The 16,814-nt window shown below is 56.1% G+C and carries 19 protein-coding genes and 2 pseudogenes; 5 read left to right on the top strand and 16 right to left on the bottom strand.

The genetic code is table 11. The features are described 5' to 3' along the window. Nucleotides 1-23: 23 nt before the first annotated feature. Complete coding sequence (locus ACEN2J_RS17060) at nt 24-320, top strand: hypothetical protein (RefSeq protein WP_442107377.1); 297 nt, start codon at nt 24-26, stop codon at nt 318-320. A gap of 139 nt (nt 321-459) precedes the next feature. Here the strand turns inward: ACEN2J_RS17060 and ACEN2J_RS17055 are convergent, their stop codons facing one another. From ACEN2J_RS17055 to ACEN2J_RS17045, 3 genes are all read right to left on the bottom strand, one after another. Then, nucleotides 460-1,095, bottom strand: coding sequence for a transmembrane anchor protein (locus tag ACEN2J_RS17055; RefSeq protein ID WP_442107375.1), 636 nt, complete (start codon nt 1,093-1,095; stop codon nt 460-462). A 19-nt stretch (nt 1,096-1,114) separates the two neighbouring features. Continuing rightward, nucleotides 1,115-1,771: a HupE/UreJ family protein gene (locus tag ACEN2J_RS17050; protein WP_442107373.1), complete on the bottom strand. Its 657-nt coding sequence runs from the start codon at nt 1,769-1,771 to the stop codon at nt 1,115-1,117. Between the two features lie 131 nt (nt 1,772-1,902). Then, nucleotides 1,903-2,262: a hypothetical protein gene (locus ACEN2J_RS17045; protein WP_442107371.1), complete on the bottom strand. Its 360-nt coding sequence runs from the start codon at nt 2,260-2,262 to the stop codon at nt 1,903-1,905. A 68-nt stretch (nt 2,263-2,330) separates the two neighbouring features. Between ACEN2J_RS17045 and ACEN2J_RS17040 the strand changes: the two genes are divergently transcribed. After that, complete coding sequence (locus ACEN2J_RS17040; RefSeq protein WP_442107369.1) at nt 2,331-2,603, top strand: metal-sensing transcriptional repressor; 273 nt, start codon at nt 2,331-2,333, stop codon at nt 2,601-2,603. Between the two features lie 9 nt (nt 2,604-2,612). Beyond that, nucleotides 2,613-3,929 carry an MFS transporter gene (locus ACEN2J_RS17035; RefSeq protein ID WP_442107367.1) on the top strand — a complete coding sequence of 439 codons (1,317 nt, stop codon included), beginning with the start codon at nt 2,613-2,615 and terminating at the stop codon, nt 3,927-3,929. 209 nt (nt 3,930-4,138) lie between these two features. Here ACEN2J_RS17035 and ACEN2J_RS17030 read toward each other — a convergent pair whose 3' ends face one another. From ACEN2J_RS17030 to uraD, 12 genes are all read right to left on the bottom strand, one after another. Then, nucleotides 4,139-4,840 carry an RES family NAD+ phosphorylase gene (locus tag ACEN2J_RS17030; protein WP_442107365.1) on the bottom strand — a complete coding sequence of 234 codons (702 nt, stop codon included), beginning with the start codon at nt 4,838-4,840 and terminating at the stop codon, nt 4,139-4,141. Next, nucleotides 4,837-5,226 carry an antitoxin Xre-like helix-turn-helix domain-containing protein gene (locus ACEN2J_RS17025; RefSeq protein WP_442107363.1) on the bottom strand — a complete coding sequence of 130 codons (390 nt, stop codon included), beginning with the start codon at nt 5,224-5,226 and terminating at the stop codon, nt 4,837-4,839. Before ACEN2J_RS17025 ends, ACEN2J_RS17030 begins: the two co-directional genes overlap by 4 nt. A 107-nt stretch (nt 5,227-5,333) precedes the next feature. Beyond that, nucleotides 5,334-5,840, bottom strand: coding sequence for a hypothetical protein (locus ACEN2J_RS17020; protein ID WP_442107413.1), 507 nt, complete (start codon nt 5,838-5,840; stop codon nt 5,334-5,336). A 383-nt stretch (nt 5,841-6,223) separates the two neighbouring features. Then, on the bottom strand, nt 6,224-6,715 hold the full coding sequence (locus ACEN2J_RS17015) for a DUF6878 family protein (protein WP_442107361.1): 492 nt from the start codon (nt 6,713-6,715) through the stop codon (nt 6,224-6,226). Between the two features lie 101 nt (nt 6,716-6,816). Beyond that, nucleotides 6,817-7,335 carry a DNA repair protein RadC gene (locus ACEN2J_RS17010; RefSeq protein ID WP_442107359.1) on the bottom strand — a complete coding sequence of 173 codons (519 nt, stop codon included), beginning with the start codon at nt 7,333-7,335 and terminating at the stop codon, nt 6,817-6,819. Nucleotides 7,336-7,521: 186 nt separating this feature from the next. Beyond that, nucleotides 7,522-8,721 carry a DUF932 domain-containing protein gene (locus ACEN2J_RS17005; RefSeq protein ID WP_442107357.1) on the bottom strand — a complete coding sequence of 400 codons (1,200 nt, stop codon included), beginning with the start codon at nt 8,719-8,721 and terminating at the stop codon, nt 7,522-7,524. A 527-nt stretch (nt 8,722-9,248) separates the two neighbouring features. Beyond that, nucleotides 9,249-10,181, bottom strand: a complete 933-nt coding sequence (locus ACEN2J_RS17000; RefSeq protein WP_442107355.1) for a BMP family protein — start codon at nt 10,179-10,181, stop codon at nt 9,249-9,251. After that, nucleotides 10,178-11,176: an ABC transporter substrate-binding protein gene (locus ACEN2J_RS16995; protein ID WP_442107353.1), complete on the bottom strand. Its 999-nt coding sequence runs from the start codon at nt 11,174-11,176 to the stop codon at nt 10,178-10,180. Before ACEN2J_RS16995 ends, ACEN2J_RS17000 begins: the two co-directional genes overlap by 4 nt. A gap of 7 nt (nt 11,177-11,183) precedes the next feature. Next, the gene (locus ACEN2J_RS16990) at nt 11,184-12,155 is read right to left on the bottom strand and encodes a Bug family tripartite tricarboxylate transporter substrate binding protein (protein ID WP_442107351.1); all 972 of its coding nucleotides are present in this window, start codon (nt 12,153-12,155) and stop codon (nt 11,184-11,186) included. Between the two features lie 55 nt (nt 12,156-12,210). Further along, nucleotides 12,211-13,725: a tripartite tricarboxylate transporter permease gene (locus ACEN2J_RS16985; protein WP_442107349.1), complete on the bottom strand. Its 1,515-nt coding sequence runs from the start codon at nt 13,723-13,725 to the stop codon at nt 12,211-12,213. A gap of 3 nt (nt 13,726-13,728) precedes the next feature. Next, nucleotides 13,729-14,253 carry a tripartite tricarboxylate transporter TctB family protein gene (locus ACEN2J_RS16980; RefSeq protein WP_442107411.1) on the bottom strand — a complete coding sequence of 175 codons (525 nt, stop codon included), beginning with the start codon at nt 14,251-14,253 and terminating at the stop codon, nt 13,729-13,731. Continuing rightward, complete coding sequence (gene uraD / locus ACEN2J_RS16975) at nt 14,253-14,810, bottom strand: 2-oxo-4-hydroxy-4-carboxy-5-ureidoimidazoline decarboxylase (RefSeq protein WP_442107347.1); 558 nt, start codon at nt 14,808-14,810, stop codon at nt 14,253-14,255. The genes ACEN2J_RS16980 and uraD overlap by 1 nt, the downstream gene beginning before the upstream one ends. A gap of 89 nt (nt 14,811-14,899) precedes the next feature. Here uraD and ACEN2J_RS16970 point away from each other — a divergent pair. Both ACEN2J_RS16970 and ACEN2J_RS16965 read left to right on the top strand, forming a co-directional pair. Next, nucleotides 14,900-15,106, top strand: a pseudogene (locus tag ACEN2J_RS16970) (helix-turn-helix domain-containing protein); the annotation flags it as partial. A gap of 15 nt (nt 15,107-15,121) precedes the next feature. Continuing rightward, nucleotides 15,122-15,850, top strand: coding sequence for a LysR substrate-binding domain-containing protein (locus tag ACEN2J_RS16965; protein ID WP_442107409.1), 729 nt, complete (start codon nt 15,122-15,124; stop codon nt 15,848-15,850). Nucleotides 15,851-16,066: 216 nt separating this feature from the next. Here the strand turns inward: ACEN2J_RS16965 and ACEN2J_RS16960 are convergent. Then, nucleotides 16,067-16,552, bottom strand: a pseudogene (locus tag ACEN2J_RS16960) (IS3 family transposase); the annotation flags it as partial. Between the last annotated feature and the right edge of the window lie 262 nt (nt 16,553-16,814).

Genomic DNA, 16,814 nt, shown 5'->3' with positions numbered 1-16,814 from the left:
CTAATCAGAGAAGGAGTTCCATCGTGGAAAGTACCAGCTTTGCCATTCCCGTAACCCCACGTCAGATCGCCTATGCGCGCGCCTTGGCGCTGCGCAATCACACGCTTTTGCCATGGGATGTGCAGCAAGACCGCCGCAGTCTCAGCACTTGGATTGATACTCAGGCGAAGATGACATCTGCCGCCGCTCTGGATGCGCGACCAAGCTCAAAGCAAGTAGCTTTCGCAGAACGGCTCGCGCGCATCAAGCGCCGCGCCGTACCGGACGAGTGTTTCCGCGACAAAGGGCTGATGTCGAAATGGATCGACGGGAATAGGTAAGAGATGACCGGTAAAAGCAGACATTCGAGCTAGATGCGGCGCAGGCCTCGTTTGAGCCCACCTTACCAATATTCTGCGATGCGGCTAACGTGTACTTTGCAGAAATGGCCCCTGCCATGCGACAGAGGCCATCTTTTGCTTATGGCAGCTTCATCTCGCTATAATCGCCTTTGACGTAGAGTGTCACTTTTACGTCCTGCCCATCGCGGTTGCGCCAGAACCAACCGTGGTTGCCTGTGAATGCCGCAGTTAGAACACCCTCGGCACGCGCCACCGCTCGGCCCTTTTCGTAGCTGATGTTCTCGCCGCCGCCGTCACCATGCAAATCAAAGTTGACGGCGCCGTTTTCTGCAACCCAGAGAAACCCCGCTTCCGCTCCAGCTTCCATGACCAACTTGACCTCAACCCCTTCTCCAGGAGTCAGCGTTACACTGTATTGATCGGTCCATTCAGGCGTAGCGGTCTGGGCATAGGCAGCGGGGAAGAAGAACCCGAAGATGTCCTCGCCAAGACTTAACCGGTCGTCGATTGCCCCACCGTTTTGAAGCTCCAGCATGCGGTCTGCCTCGGCTTCCTCGGATAGCTGTGTCTTGATTTCGCCCATCTCGGCCAAGCCGATAGCCTTGCCAATGCCAGTGGGATCAATGCCGTATTCCGATGGCAGGACAACAGTCACCAGTATCGCAACAGCGGCGACTGCGGCCAGTATCGTGGATTTGATAAGCTGCGTCGAGGTTGGCAGATCATCAAGGTTTGGTTTGTTTCCGTTATGCATTTTCATAGTCTCCAAAATTTCAGCCGACGAAGTAGCCTGTCATCTGCATTCCAAACAGAATGAACCCGGCCGACATCATCACGACATTTGCGGTATAGGCATGCTTCCAAAAGCTGGTGGTCTTGCGCCAATAGCCCATGACAATCAGGATCATAGCGAGGGCGATCAACTGGCCGATCTCGACGCCTACATTGAAGGCCAGCAGGTTTGGAATCAGGCCGTCCTGTGCAATCTCATATTCCAGAATCTTGGTGGCCAGACCCAGCCCGTGAAAGAAGCCAAATATCAGCGTTGCAGCCTTGGTATCAGGCTGAAAGCCGAACCACCTCTGATAGGCTCCTAGGTTGTCTAGGGCCTTGTAAACGACTGATAGTCCGATGATGGCGTCGATCAGGTAGGCGCTGACGTTCCAGCCGAAATAAACCCCTGCCAGCATCGTCGTTGAATGGCCGATGGCAAACAGGCTGACGTAAAGGGCAACGTGCTTCATCTTGTAAAGGAAGAAGACGACGCCAAACAGGAACAGCAGGTGGTCGTAGCCGGTAACCATGTGCTTGGCCCCTAGATACATGAAGGGGATCAGCTTCATGCCGCTGACCTCTTGAATATAGCCCTTGTCACCTTCGGTGACGGCATGAGCATAGGCCGTGGTCGCGAAGGCGAGTAACGCCAGCATGACCATTGCCATAAGGATCAGGGATTGCCGCAACGAATGCAGCAGAGGCCCCGACCCGTAGGATCGGTTGTTTATCATTGTAATTTTCCGCTTTGTGAAAGGAGTTGATGAATACGCCCTTGGGCGCAGCCTCATCCTCGCGGAGGTCGATCCAGATCGAATATACTGCGACCGGGTAACGCGCTATTGGCGATGCGCCAGTTAGAGCGGGTCGGCATCATCGTGCCCGAGACTTTGCGGTCGGGAAGAAATGCGGTGTTGTGGTCATGGTCTGCCACATCATGTCCGTGGCCATGATAGGCATCCAATACACTGACCACTTCTTCGTGGGCATGACCATGCTCAGCGATCTCAGCATGATGATCGGTCACGATCTGTGTAGGTTGCGGCAGATCATGTGCCGCAATCCGCGCATTGGATGCCAACAGCATGGCCACCGCCAAAGCGACGGTCAGCATGAGCCTGAAATGATTCCCAATCTGCTGTCTCATTTTACCTGCATTTTTTTACGGGTCTGGGCCCGCTTGCCTTATCCCCCTAGGGGGGTTACGTCTGTCTTATGACAGAACACCACACCCATGCAACCCACCCCGATATCGTAAAGCGGCTGAAACGTGCCAATGGTCACCTTCAAAGCGTGATAGCGATGATCGAAGGCAATAGACCATGCACCGATATCGCCCAGCAACTCCATGCGGTTGAGAAGGCTATCCTGCAAGCCAAGCGCACGTTAATCCAAGACCACATCGATCATTGTCTTGATGAGGCTATTGTTGGAACGGGTGACGCGTCAGCTGTGGTAGACTTCAAAGCCATTACAAAATACCTTTGAGGGACCAATATGCTCGCTGTCCTCGCCGATCGCACTTATCGCCATCTGTTTTTAGCCCAGATAGTGGCCCTTTTAGGCACTGGGCTTGCGACCATCGCACTCGGGCTTTTGGCCTATGATCTGTCTGGTGAGCGGGCGGGTCTGGTCTTGGGGACGATTTTCACGATCAAGATGGTGGCCTATGTGGGGATCGCTCCCGTTGCAGGTGCGTTTGCAAATCGCTGGCCGCGACGAAAGATGTTGGTCAGCCTTGATCTTATCCGCGCAGCCGTCGCGCTCTGCTTGCCTTTCGTGTCTGAGGTCTGGCAGGTCTACATCCTGATCTTTGTGCTGCAATCAGCCTCTGCCGCTTTCACGCCGACATTTCAGGCCACGATTCCAGACATCTTGCCGGAAGAAGACCGCTATACCCGTGCGTTGTCACTGTCTCGGCTGGCCTATGATCTGGAAAACATCATCAGCCCGACGTTGGCCGCTATCCTGCTGGTCTTCGTGAGTTATCAGACACTATTTTTTGGGACCGTGATCGGTTTTGTCGGCTCGGCCTTGCTGGTGGTGTCTGTCCTGCTGCCCAGCCCGCAACCAGCAGCCCCTCGGGGCATCTATGACCGCACCACACGGGGGATGCGTATTTACCTCGCCACTCCACGACTGCGAGGGCTTTTGTCACTGAACCTTGCCGCAGCGGCTGCGGGCGCGATGGTTCTCGTGAATACCGTCGTTCTTGTCCGCTCTAATTTGGGCCTTGGTGAAACGCAGGTTGCCATAGCCCTGGGCGCTTTTGGTGGCGGATCGATGCTGGCAGCCCTGTTGTTGCCCCGATTGCTGGATAACCGTCCTGACCGGCCTGTGATGATTGGTGGTGCGGCAGTGCTTGTCGCATCTCTGCTTGGCCTTTCCCTAATGTCGCTGGTCTATGGCATTCAGTGGGTCCCACTTCTTCTGGGCTGGCTTATTGTCGGGATTGGATATTCTACAGTTTTGACCCCATCGGGGCGACTTTTGAAGCGTTCCGCACACACCGAAGACCGGCCTGCTGTTTACGCAGCCCAGTTCGCCCTTTCGCACGCTTGCTGGCTTGTTACTTATCCATTGGCTGGATGGCTGATCACCGTGGCTGGGCCAACGACTGCATTTGCCATGCTTGCATTGCTGGCCGCGACCGGGATGGTCGGCGGGGTTTTTCTTTGGACGCAAAACGATGCCGGAACGATTGAACATACTCATAGTGATCTCCCAGATGATCATCCTCACATTCGGCAGGGTCGATCACATAGCCACCCGATCGTCATTGATGACTATCATCCGCACTGGCCACGAGCATAAATACCGAAAAGCGGCCCTTGGAAAAAGATCAGTAAACGACAGTCTAGTCCGCATTGTATGAGGTGCCGCACCCTGCCACAAAGATCAGCTTTTTCCTGTGAGATAGACAATCTAGCCTCGGCCCGACCTCGATGGGCTTAATTCCCATTGGGCGGTATCTTACCCACAAATGGCTGATAATGAAGTGGATCGACAGGAACCGATGAACTTCAGGCGACGGCCATAATCGAATAGTCTGGCGTTCCCTTCCAGACGAGATCCCAGGACGCACCAGGGCGGACGTTTTGGATCGCGCGGGGCTCAAAGCATACGAGGCAGTTGCCACCTTGTGCAGGTGCTCGGACAGATGGGCAAATTAAACCGCGCGAGCCCTCTCGCCGCAGGTGTTGCGCAAGGCCCTGACCCACAGGATATCCAACATGCGGATCGGCATTGAGTGCCAAATGATCTGGTTCATCGGTAACATCATCGAAAACCCCGATGAAATCTGCCAGCAGCTCGACGTAGCGGGCACTGTCCTCAAAACTGCCCGTGTAGCCCAACTCGCGCGTCCTGTGCCACGCGACTTCGCTAATCGAGACCATGACGTCCCAGGCGCAATACCAAGCACCACGCTCGTCGGAGTTGAAGCGATTGCCGCCCGCCCGCGTATAGGTGAACGCAGCGTTAACATGCGTGTCGCCGTAAATGCGCAAGTCCCGGCTCCGCCGACGCCAAGCAAGCTCACGCGGGTCAAAGTGTGGGTTTCGGCCGCGCTCGGCCAGAAGTCGCGAACTGGTCAGGCCCTCGATCTCCGCAAGGATCTCCAACTCGTCGTCCGTATCCACAAGGCCACGAAGTGCCGGTGGTTTGTGGAACGTGGCAGGCAAGAGGCGAACCAAACCACGGTCGGAAATCTCAGTCCGTTTCATACGCCACCGCGAAGGGCGTCGAGATAGGTCCGGACGGCCAGAATCTGTGGCAGACCTCCGTCGATCACCGTATCCACCGGTCGGCTGCCACCAAACAAGGGCCCTGCGTTCGGGCGCGTGAACCAGCTTCGCGCCAGCGACTCAGAAAAATAGAGTTCGAGTGATTTGTAGATGCCGATCACCGCGCTGAGGCGCAGGAGTTGATCCTTGGTCAGCTCCCCTGCAAAGCTGGGCTTCTTGGCGCGTTTCCACGTGCTTTCAGACATGTCCGCAAGACCCGCTGCTTCTTTCAAGCCGAGGCCCCAAGCATCGACGACGCGGGCATAGGCTTTCAGCGCAACAGCATTGACTTGAGCGGGTTCGCGGACTCTTTCTGCTACTTGCATCTCAATCTCCTTTATGTATCCAATATAGGCCATATGGACTTAAAGTAAAGATCATATGAACATATAGTGTTGCCATAATAACTAGAACAGAGCTGACCATCTCACCATCACCCAAACCGCCGCCCGGCCCCCGTGAACGTGTATTCGTTGGCGATGATCCCGTCCTCGGTGACTTCATCTGAAGTCTGATGATCATGCTCGGCCTCAAGCTGGCGATAGAGCCTACGTGCAAGGTCGCGGATCGCTTCGGTCACGGCCTCCTCTGCATCCTCGGTCGGCGGCTGCCAGGTCGAACTATCGCGGGTGACGTCAACCGACATGGTGAATTCGTGGTAGTAGCGGCCCCGGTGGCTGACCTCCGCGCTGAGTTGGTAAAAGTTCCGCCGCTGGATGGCATGCAGCCGGTCGGCGATGTCGTGCAGGGTCGTGTCCTGTGGGGCATAGTCGCGAATGAGTCGCTTGGCGCCCTTGGCGTGGCTTAAATATCCCTCAAACGCGGCTCCATCTCCTTGTGACCAAAACCCCGAAAACCAAATGCACGGTTTCTGCCGCGCGCTGCCGCCCATCAGGCGCACAGAGGTGGTCTTCAGACGAATGCCAAGGATGCCGCAGATGCGCTCAAAATCCTCATAGACTGCGCCATAGGCTCTCCTTAAGAATGAGACCGCCCGACCATTGCGGCCGGGCGATTATGTGACGAGAAGAGATTTCGGAGAATGCGTCAGGGCCCGGTATCAGGCGCTGCGCGCTGCACGGCCGCATGCTGATCCAGCAATTCGCAGTAGTACCGCTTTCGTGCCTCCCGAAAACTGCGCACGCGCAAAGTGTCGGGATGGAGCGCACGTATTGCCGCCCGTAGCACGGCACAGGCAGAAGCACTCGGCGGCATGCCGAGGCGGCGGTAAGCATTGATCATGTTAGGTGGCCTCGGCCGTTCCGCCCCTTGTTCTTCACTGAAGACAGGGCGTTGGGATAGGGATGTGCCATCGTCGCTCCCTCAGAATTCTTGGGGGAAGCGTTGGGACGATATAGACCGCTCGTTGAACTCGATATGGATACAACGAGCGCGGGCGTCGAAACAGAATTCGCCATAGGCATCGTCGTTGTTTTCCCAACCGTCGTGAGTATCGCTTAGAAAATCATAGACCAGCTGCTCGACAACATCTGCGAGCGAGAGGCTTCGCATCTCGACCTCGGGGATGTCCCAGGTCAGCGCGGCATAGGGGATTTCCACGGCGGGAAAGTCGATGGGTTTGTCGCTTGACCAAGCATCGCTGCTTTCAATTTGGCCACTTTCGCCCGTACCGTCGAATGTAACAGTGACATGGGTGATCCCGGCGGCCATCAGGCCATCAAAGAGGCGGTCCTTGTTGCCGGGGCGCAAAGCCTCGATCCGGGCTATACGCTTGGCATGTCCGGCAAAGATCGCCCACAGGTCGATAGGGAACGGCGGTAGCGGCGCGGGAAGAGTGGGCTCAGTCTGGTTCATGTTGGATCTCCGGTTTGAAGGAAAGGGTCGGAGCTGGCCGAGATACTCTTTCTCACCCTGCAAAGCTCACAAAGCCCCTGCCCTCCTCTGTCTCTCTGGCGTCATGCCGCGATCTGCAGTGACCGAATGGCAAAGCTGCGCCACAGCGGATCGACGAGGCGCGCCTCGAGAACATCGGCGCAGTGACGCAAACGCTCCGCGAGATCAGGTTCTCGCCAATCGGTGGCGCGGCTTGCTTGCGCGCGAAGCTGGCTCGCCTCGGTCACGATGGCCCGTGCCTCAGCGGCATTGGTCACCGGGTGGCACCATGCGACCGCACCCTTTCTGACAGATCCGGCCAGAACCAGTCGCTCGTCGCGATCAAGAATTGCCAGAAGCTGCGGCGCTGAAGTTTGGGCAACCTCATCGGCATAGGTGATCGCAGCCTGCATGGCCTCTGCCAGCGTGGCGAAACGGTTTAGGATTGTTGGGCCAGCCTGTCCCGACATCACGGCAGCAGGGGTCCGGCACGGTATCGTAAGCGCGAAGGGCAGGCTCGGATCGGCCAACCTTGTCGCAAAGCATGGTGGGCAGCCCAAAGAGCGGGAAATCGGCTGGATTGGCAAGGCAAAGTCGAACATAGACATATCTCCGACGGCGCAGGAAGCCACTCTCCCCGCCTCATCCGTCACAGACCAAACCGCCGCCCTCTTCCTCGAAGGGGCGACGGTGCCAGATCGCCCCATCATGAGACGGACCATCAGCGCATACGGGGGTAAGGACAGCGACCGCCGCAGAAACAGGCGGTCGCCAGAATGAGAGACGCCTCAGCCGACCCGGTCGAGAAGCTTCTTCGCGCGTCCCTCCATGTCCAATCGTGCATCCTGCTGGGTCTTGTCGCGCGCCAGCCGCGTGATCCCTTGCACAAAATCAAAAATGCTCTCTGGCGGACGGCCCTCTTCCATCAATACTTTTTCGATGATCTTGCCGGATTCCGCCTTTGAGAAACCGCGTTTGCGCAGGAAATTATCCCGGTCCTCATCCGTGCGCGCCACAATCTGTTGCCGCGCGGCCTTAATGCCGTTCACGAAGCCCAAGGGTGAGGAGTTGGCGAAGCGCGTCAGCGCAGGTGCAGCCTCATGCGCAAAGCGGGACGCTGCGTATTTCGAGTGGCGAATCTTGATCTCTTGGAAATCCTCGACGCCCCAGAGGTTGCGGTTCTGGCAGACGGCCCGCAGATAGAAGCTGGCCATGCCAAGCGTCTTGGCCCCCACTTCGGAATTCCAGCAATAAAACCCGCGGAAGTAGAGATCGGGCGAGCCATCGGGCAGCTTGCCCGCCTCGATCGGATTGCGATCATCGACCAGGAACAGGAAGACGTCGCGGTCTGAAGCGTAGAGCGTCGTCGTGTCGCGGCTGATCTCGACATCTGGGTTGTAAACCCCGGTCGACCAGTCGAGCACACCTGGCACTTTCCAGCGCGTATCGCCGGTGCCATTGCCCGCGATGCGCTGCACCGCCTCGACCAGCTCGTAATCATGGATGCGGCCATAGTCGGGACCGGTCACTGCGCGCAGTTCCGTGCGACCATCTTCGGTCTCAAAGGTTTTCACCTGCTCGGCGCGGTGGTTGGTCAAACCGTATTGTAGATTGATCCCCGCCAACGGCGCAGGCAACTGCCGCAGGTAGGACGCTGGGGCGCCGACGATACTGGCAAGCTGGCCAAAGGCCCAATGAGTTGGGACCACCGGTTCCTGCGCCTTTGGCAGCATCAGGTGCAATCGCTCGCCATTGTCACGCGATGCCTCGACACGGATATCGGCGGCCTGCACCACACGGCTACGGCTGCGCTCGGACCGACCCTTCACATTTGCCCAAAGATCATCGAGCGAGAGAAACCGCTCATCATCTGGTCGGTTGAACCATTCGGACGACACCCGGCCGTTCCGCTCGCCCCGGCTTACATCCACTTTATAACCGCCGGTTGCCTTCGTTTGAACCGGATCCAAAACTTCCACGATGCCCATTATCGTTCACTCCACGACAGGCGCTGGAAGCTACTCTACCAGCCCTAACCTGTCGCAAAACCAACCAGCCTCACTCGGACTCTCTGGCAAAATGGGCGGAAACCGGACTTTTGCTGCATCTGCGAAGGTTCTGTGCCAGAATTGCGAAAGCGGCCATTCAAGCCGCAGCAGCCCGAAGCCTCCATGCTGCGCCGCACGCCAAGGTCGGCCGATCATGGAAACCTTGTTCCAAGGCCTCGCTCCCCTGCCTGCAGACGCGCGCCGGTCGGTCACCTTTGATCGTGGCATGTTGAATTCTCCGAGGAATTGACCCAGTTTTCCGAAAAGCCGTGAACCACTGGCATCAAGAAATTCGCTGACTTTTCATGAGATTATCATGTTGCAGAGGGGTCAGCGCCAAATGGAAAATTGGGGCAATCCGGCACGAAAATCAACAGACCGATCCGCTGGATCTAGCGCAGCAGCACCGAGGCCTCCTCGGTCGACACGGCTTTGTCCTTCGCGGCAAAATCTTAGTGGCCTTTAATTCAAGATTCGGGCAAAAATTCTGTCCCATCATAATCTATTGGGATCATGATTTCGCCGAGAGCGATTTTTTGTCCGATCCTGGCGATATCGTAGGCCAGTTCTTCTGGGACACGCGCAGCCAGTGACAGCGAAACGATGTCATTATCTTGTAAACCGTAGTGGCATACTTGGTCTGGGACGTTTCCCGCGATCATATCCAACGCAGCGTGCTCAACACCTCTATCAATTCGCGCGAGCGCAGAGGCAATGAAAACATCGGGTTCAATCTCGCACCAATTCAGCACATTACCGATCTGCACTGCACCAAGGTTGCGGCAGGCCGTGATCGCACCATTGCGCGCAGCATTGAGCATAGTGAATAACACATCTGCCCCAGCCTTGATTTCGGCTTCTGCCCAAGTTTGGCTCACGCAGTTGTCGTCTTGTGTGCCGCAAAACCCCGTGAGAACTTGGATCGATGGGTCCATATGGGCGACGCCCGCGACAAAGGCGGCGCGCCCCTTTAACCCCGGCGTGACACGGTGGCCAGAAAGATGCCCAACCACGCCACTGCGCGTAAGTCGTGCCGCAAGGCAGCCCGCCAGAAAGGCAGATTGTTCTTGCAGCACATCATAACTTGCAAGGTTTGGCCCGATGACTTCGCCCTGCACGACAGCAAAATCTCGGTGCGGAAAGGATTTTGCGATGGGTGGTGTCACACTATTGCCCTGACCACCGATAAAGATCACGCTGTCGTTCCTGTTGGCAGCGCCGGTAAGTGCGGCGGTCATAGCCTGTGCTTCAAAAGGAACGCCAGTTATGACTTCAAGGCAAATATCATCCCTTTTTTGCAAGCGCTCAACGCCTTGGAAGGCACAAGCGTTGAACCCAGAGTCGTGCAGTTCGCCCACGAACAGCACCGCAATCTTTCTTTTGGTGCCATGTAATGTCATGCAACTGGCATCTTTGCACGCTCGGCCGACGGCACCAGATAGCTGCGGTCAAAAATGTCTTCGGGTGCTGGCTGCTTCGTATAGCCCTTTGCCTCTGCAATGAGGCGGGCAATTGTGCGCAGGCGAGAGTCATCAACATCGCCAAGCCCAAGGGGCGCCGCTGCTTCATCGCCCATTTCAAGCGCGAGTGTTCCCATTAGGCGCGCGCGGTTTGCCGCCCGATCAAGTGAAGGATTGCGGCGCGCCACGGCGTCTATAGCAGCGTCGATATCGGCTACAGTATCGACAAGCCCGCGATTGACCGCGCGACACAGCCCTGCCACTGCTTTGGGGTGGGCATCACGGAAGGCCCGCGTCACCATCATCGCACCGCCATAAAAGGCTGGGGCCTCTGTATGCCATGCGAGATGGTGCAGTGAGACCTGCGGATCAACGCCCGCCTCAATAGCCTGAGCGGCCACCGTGTTCACAAAACCAAATATCCCGTCCCAGTCACCGGCCAGCATTTGCAGGACCATGTCTTTATGCGACGCCTCCGAGATGGTGATATCAACACTGTCCGGATCAATCCCTGTCGCACGGCAAAACTCGGGGAACAGCAGCCATGCCGCGTCTTGTGGGTGCGAGATAAGGCGCGCGCCTGGAAGGTCTGCGGCGTTTTTGATCCGGCCGTTTGCATCGACGGCAATCGTGTAGGGCGGACGATTGTGAATAGCCATGACCGCAACTGGCGTGTTGTCGCGTCCCTCGGCTTGCATCCGAACCAATTCATTCAGATCCCCATAGCCCGCGTCAAAGGCGCCCGTGGTCATCGTGGTCACAGCACGCGCCAGCGAATTCCCTTCGGAAAAGGTCACATCCAGACCTTCCTCCGCAAAGTAACCGTTGTCGGCTGCCAGAAAGAACCAAGCCTGTGGGCCAGAGAAGAAGGTGTTGAGAATGAAGCGCACGGGGATAAGCCCCCCCCGTGCAACGTCTTCGGTTTGTGCCTGCATGATCTGATCAGCCCCCGTTCACTTTGGCAGCTTCGATCAACGGCTGCCACACCGAGATCGTGTTTGCCACAAAGGCAGTGAACCCTTCGCTGGACATTTCGGTATGGGCAATCCCCCATTGGTCCATCTGTTCGATCACCGCGGGCATAGCCATGATCTGCTCTACCGAGTCGTGTATCGTTTGCGCCATTTCAGAATCCATACCTGCGGGTCCGGAAAGGCCGGTCCAATTCTCAATCACTACGTCATAACCTTGTTCGCGGAACGTGGGGATGTCGGGGAAACGCTTGGACCGTTCAGGTGCAGCAACAGCAAGTGGGACGACCTCTTTGTCTTCGATCATTGCCGAATTCTGCGCCATAGAGTCATAGAACGCTTCAAGCACCCCAGCGCGGAAGTCTTGAATAGCAGGTGCACTGCCCTGATAGGGTACATGGATCGTTTCGATACCCATAGCGGTATCGACCGCTTGCCCAAGGATATGGGTGATTGAGCCGACGCCGGAAGAGCCATAGGTGATGCCTTCGGCATTGGCCCTAGCAATAAAACCATCCAGATCGCTTATTCCAAGCGAAGGTTGCACAAAGAGCCCCGGAGTGGAGGCACCGAGGTTGGCGATATGGGTAAAGCTGGAGACCGGATCATAGGGGAGCGTTTCGAACTGAGTTGGCGCTATGGTGAAAGGTGCGTTGTTTCCGAGGATTAATGTGGTTCCATCAGGCGCTTGTTGAGCAACGTAATCTGCAGCCACTGTGCCGCCTGCGCCGGGACGGTTGTCGACCACGGCCTTTTGGCCGAACTCGCTTTCTAAGTATTGCGCAACGATGCGGGCGACAAGATCACTGGTCCCGCCCGGCGGGAAGGTAACGACAATGCGCACCGGCTCGGTACTCCATGCGCCGGGGTCTGCATATGCGGCGGTGCCGCAAAAAAGAGCCGCAGTTAGAGCGAAGGTGCTTTTGATGGCTGAGGATGTCATGGTCAGTTATGCCTTTCTAGGAGGTTTGGAGAGGTTGGGATGATAAATGCGCTGGTTATTCTGCCGATCGCCGTGAGCCGCGATTACCGCGTTGTGCACGCAATGCCGAGATGAAGGTCCATGCCAGCAATGCGACAGTGATCGCTATCAGTACGCCGCTGATAGGGCGCGTGAGAAACACGAGAGGGTCGCCCCGCGAGAGCAGCATGGCGCGTCGAAGCTGTTCTTCCATCATTGGGCCAAGCACAAAGCCGATTAGCAAAGGTGCTGGCTCAAAGCGGAACAGACGCATCAGATAGCCTGCCCAACCAAAGGCCAATGTCAGCCAGATGTCGAAGACATTATTGTTGACCGAATAGACGCCCATGCAGATAAGCACGATTATAGTCGGATACATGTACTTATACGGGATTTGCAGCAACCGGACCCAGAGCCCGATCATCGGAATATTAAGCACCAGCAGCATCAAATTGCCGATCAAAAAGCTGGCAACCAGACCCCAGAACAAATCCGCGTGCTCGACCAGTAGCCGTGGGCCCGGAGTGATCCCGTGGATCATCAGCGCGCCGATCACCAATGCCATTGACGCGCTGCCAGGCACGCCCAGCGTTAATGTAGGAATGAAGGCGGTCTGGGTTGCCGAATTATTCGCAGATTCGGGTACCGCTACGCCTTCGATCGCGCCCTTGCCAAAGTTTCCGCGATTGCGAGACACCTTTTTTTCAACAGCATAAGCCACAGCAGAAGCGACAGTTTGGCCGGTTCCGGGCAGCGCCCCGAAGAAACTGCCGATGGCGCCCCCGCGCAGGATAGGGTTTAAGATCGACTTCCATTCCGCACGGTTTGGATAAAATTGTTTGTAGTCTATGTTGGTCTGATGCGCGCCACTGGCATTGGCTTTGATCGATACAATCAACTCGCCGACACCAAAGAGACCCATGGCGACGACCACAAGGTTGACGCCATCCCGCAGCTCGGGGATGCCAAGTGTAAAGCGCTCGGTGCCAGTCGTGATATCGACCCCCATTGTCCCCAGCATCAAGCCCGCCACGACCATGGCCACCCCTTTGATAGGGCTACCATTAGATACGGCAGAGGCCGAGACTAGCCCCAGCAGGATGACGGCAAAGTACTCCGTCGGTCCAAAGTTGAGCGCGAGCGAGGCCAGTGCAGGGGCGAGCACGGCCATCACGACCATACCGATCATGCCACCGCCAAAACTGGCAATTGCGCTGGTGAACAAAGCGATGCCTGCGCGACCTTCGCGGGCCATCGGATAGCCATCAATACAGGTGATTGATGACGATGGTGTACCAGGGATATTCATCAAGATAGAAGCGATGGAACCGCCATATTCTGCCCCATAGTAAACACCAGCAATCATTACCAGCGCCGAGGTCGGCTCAAGATAGAAGCTGAGTGGCAGGATCATCGAGATGGCAGCCATAGAGCCAATTCCAGGAAGTACTCCGATAAAGGTGCCAAGGAATACGCCGACAAAACAGTAAAGAAGGTTCATGGGTTCAATGGCGACGAGTAGGCCGCTACCAAAATTGGCAAAAATATCCATAACTCAGAACCTCCTAAATGCTTGAAATGGAAGATCCAGAAGGCCGATGAACAGCCCCCAGCACCCAAGGGCGATCAGTGCGCCCAAAAGCAATTTGCCGACAAACCGCAGGCTTGTGTCTGGCAGACTGGCCACGACAACTGTCAAAAAGACGGCTGGGATGAGCCCAAAATACTCTGAAGCGAGCGCGAAGATCGCTAGTGCTGCACCAATGGCGAGGAAAGACACCCAATCTGGCTGCTCGGCATCGCCGGTGTCGCGCAGATCATTGATTATGATCGCAACCGAAAGCATGGCAAGCGCGATACCGGTGATAACGGGAAAAGCTCCTGTACCAAGGCGCCTTGGTACACCAACACCCATTTTTATCCCACCCATCACAAAGGCGATGCTCAGCACCAGCAGCCCAACGCCCCCGAGCGCACCGATCCAAGCGTGGGGAGGGTGATCGGCATCTTTCGGCCGGCGCACATTAAGCAGGAACTGTCTCATTGATTTGCCTTTTCTGATTGTTTGATGGGACGGCATCAAAACGCCACCTCACCGACGACGCTTTCAGTAGTCCCGAAAAGTCGAGTCAACCGTGCACGCGCGACAGAAACAACTTCATTTAGTGCCCGATCAATTTCCACGTCTGGGGCGTTCTGCATTCTGCCTTCAAAAACAGCGACAATGCTTTCGACGTCTTTGAATGCATGCAGGGCGATGATGAACGGAAAACCGAAATGTTCTTGATAGGCGCCGTTCAGAAACGTCAACCTATTGGCCATCTCTGCATTCAGGTTGCCAAGAGCCAGACGTTTTTGTTCGGATTTAGAAGCATCTGTCATGATGCCAGGCTCGGGCGTCGCGAGTTCTGGGTGTGCTCGCAGGAGAACCAGACGCTCCTCCCGCGTCAGGTTGAGTATTAAGGTTTGCAGCCGATCGGCAAGATCAGCGACATCAGTAAAGGGGCGTTGTGCAGCTAAGCGGCCTGCCAGCCATTCAGATCGCTCGGTGATGCGTCCGATCATTTGTGTAGCCTCAACTGCACTGGCACCGTTAAGAGCTGCTATGGTGAGGGTAACTGGAGTTGACTGCAACATAGGCTTTCCCCTTGATTCTTTTCAAGGATACGCGCGAAAACCATTGCCAACTATTTCAATAAAAGTGACTATGCATACTAAAAATTAGAATGGTAATTTATAGGCTGCATATGCCCCTACATATCTACCCTCGCTCTCTGCAGTACCTTGAAGCGATTGCGCGCCTCGGCTCAGTGCAGGCCGCGTCACGCGAAGTCGGAATTGCGGCATCTGCAATAGACCGGCAAATCATCAAGTTGGAAGATGAATGTGAAACGCCACTGTTTGAACGCCATCCGCGCGGGATGCGGTTGACTGCCGCAGGTGAAGGTATGATCCTGATGGCGCGTCGCTGGCGGGCAGATCAAGACCGTTTGGCAGACGAGCTGCGTCAGATGCGCGGCGTCGCGCGCGGAACCGTACGTCTGGCTGCAATGGATAGCTTGTCCAACTCTGTATTGCCGGAACTGGTAAGTACCCTGAGCGCGCAGCATCCCGGTATTAACCTTGCGGTGAATATCATGACTCCCCACGAGGCCGCGCACGAGCTCGATCAGGCGACAGTTGATCTGGCAGTCGCTTTCAACATGTCGGCAGATAAGACGCGGCACGTGCTATGGTCGACTTTACTACCGTTTGGTTGTGTCGTCGGGCCCGGCCACCGGCTTTGGCAGGCCCCTTTTGTGACGTTGAAGGATGCTGCGCAAAACCCGATTGCCGCCCAAAGTGAAATTTTGCCCGTTCGCGCATACCTTGAGCGCAGTTATGGCTGGCTGTTTAATCCGGTAAAGCCTGTCCTTGTAACCAACTCTCAACAGCTGCTCAAACAAGCCCTGCGCGATGGAAAACTGATGGCTTTCACATCAAAGATGGATGTCGCAACCGAACTTCTTGCGGGTGATCTAAGTTTCGTCCCGATCAGAGATACCGGTATTAAATCGCAGTCTTTGAGCTTGGTTGTCGATGCCCGTCGCCCGTTGTCGCATGCGGCTCGGTTAGTTGGCAACCTTCACGCAGAGCTTTTAGACGGTCTAATGAAACGCCTGAACAGCATCTCCTAAATTTAAACAAATAATAGCGGCCCCAACCAAGAGAGATCTTTCTCATCAGCAGCCAATGGGGATTCAGTTTCACCTTCTGTTCCGGCGGTGTTAACCTAATGGCGAGGTCCGGTTCGAGCCCAATGTGTCGGATGCTGCATGGCGGCTAATGTCTGCTATCGTGGTGGGGCTAAACCGTGAGCTACTCCCCATTTGTTGGACAGTTTCTGGCGTGATTTAAGCTACTCTTCGCTCCTGCTGATCCGGGTTGGTTGTCTCATTTTGCTGCCAGTAGATCACAGCGGGTGGTTTGCCGCCAAGGGCGGAATGTGGACGCTTGTGGTTGTAGAAGTCCATCCATTTCCTGATGCCAGTCTTTGCCTCTGATCCGGTCTCCCAGGCGTGCAGATAGACGCATTCGTATTTCAGGCTCCGCCAAAGCCGCTCGACAAAGATATTGTCGAGGAACCGCCCCTTGCCATCCATTGAGATACGCACGCCCGACCGTCGTAAACGATCGGTCCAGACAGAGGATGTGAACTGGCTGCCCTGGTCGGTGTTCATGATCTCTGGCGGGCCAAACTTGTTAATGGCCTCGTTCAGTGCATCGACGCAAAACTCAGCCTCCAGTGTGTTCGATATTTGCCACGCCAGCACCTTGCGCGTGTGCCAATCCATGATCGCGACCAGATACAGGAAGCCCCGCCGCATTGGCAGGTAGGTTCTTTAATTGATCATCTGCGCTCGTTGATATTGTCTCGTGTATCGACCACCTGCAAGGTTCTTTTCGAAGTCATCCCATTTGGTGCTTCATCTCGGCATCCAAGGCGTCGACGTCCCGAAGGTGATATTCGCGATGCGTAGGGCTCGCATGTAGATCGCTCGGGTTTTGTCGATTGCCTGCCGCTGTGGTCGGTACGGCAACTTTTTGCGGGCGCGGTATGTCGCTTCTCGCGTTTGGTTTTATGCCTCCTTTGCTTCAAAT

The sequence above is a fragment of the Pseudorhodobacter sp. W20_MBD10_FR17 genome, from assembly GCF_052119765.1.
In the GTDB taxonomy this organism is placed as follows: Bacteria; Pseudomonadota; Alphaproteobacteria; order Rhodobacterales; family Rhodobacteraceae; genus Pseudorhodobacter.
The sequence above is the reverse complement of the archived record's forward strand: the minus strand, read 5'-3'. Positions and strand labels throughout refer to the sequence as shown.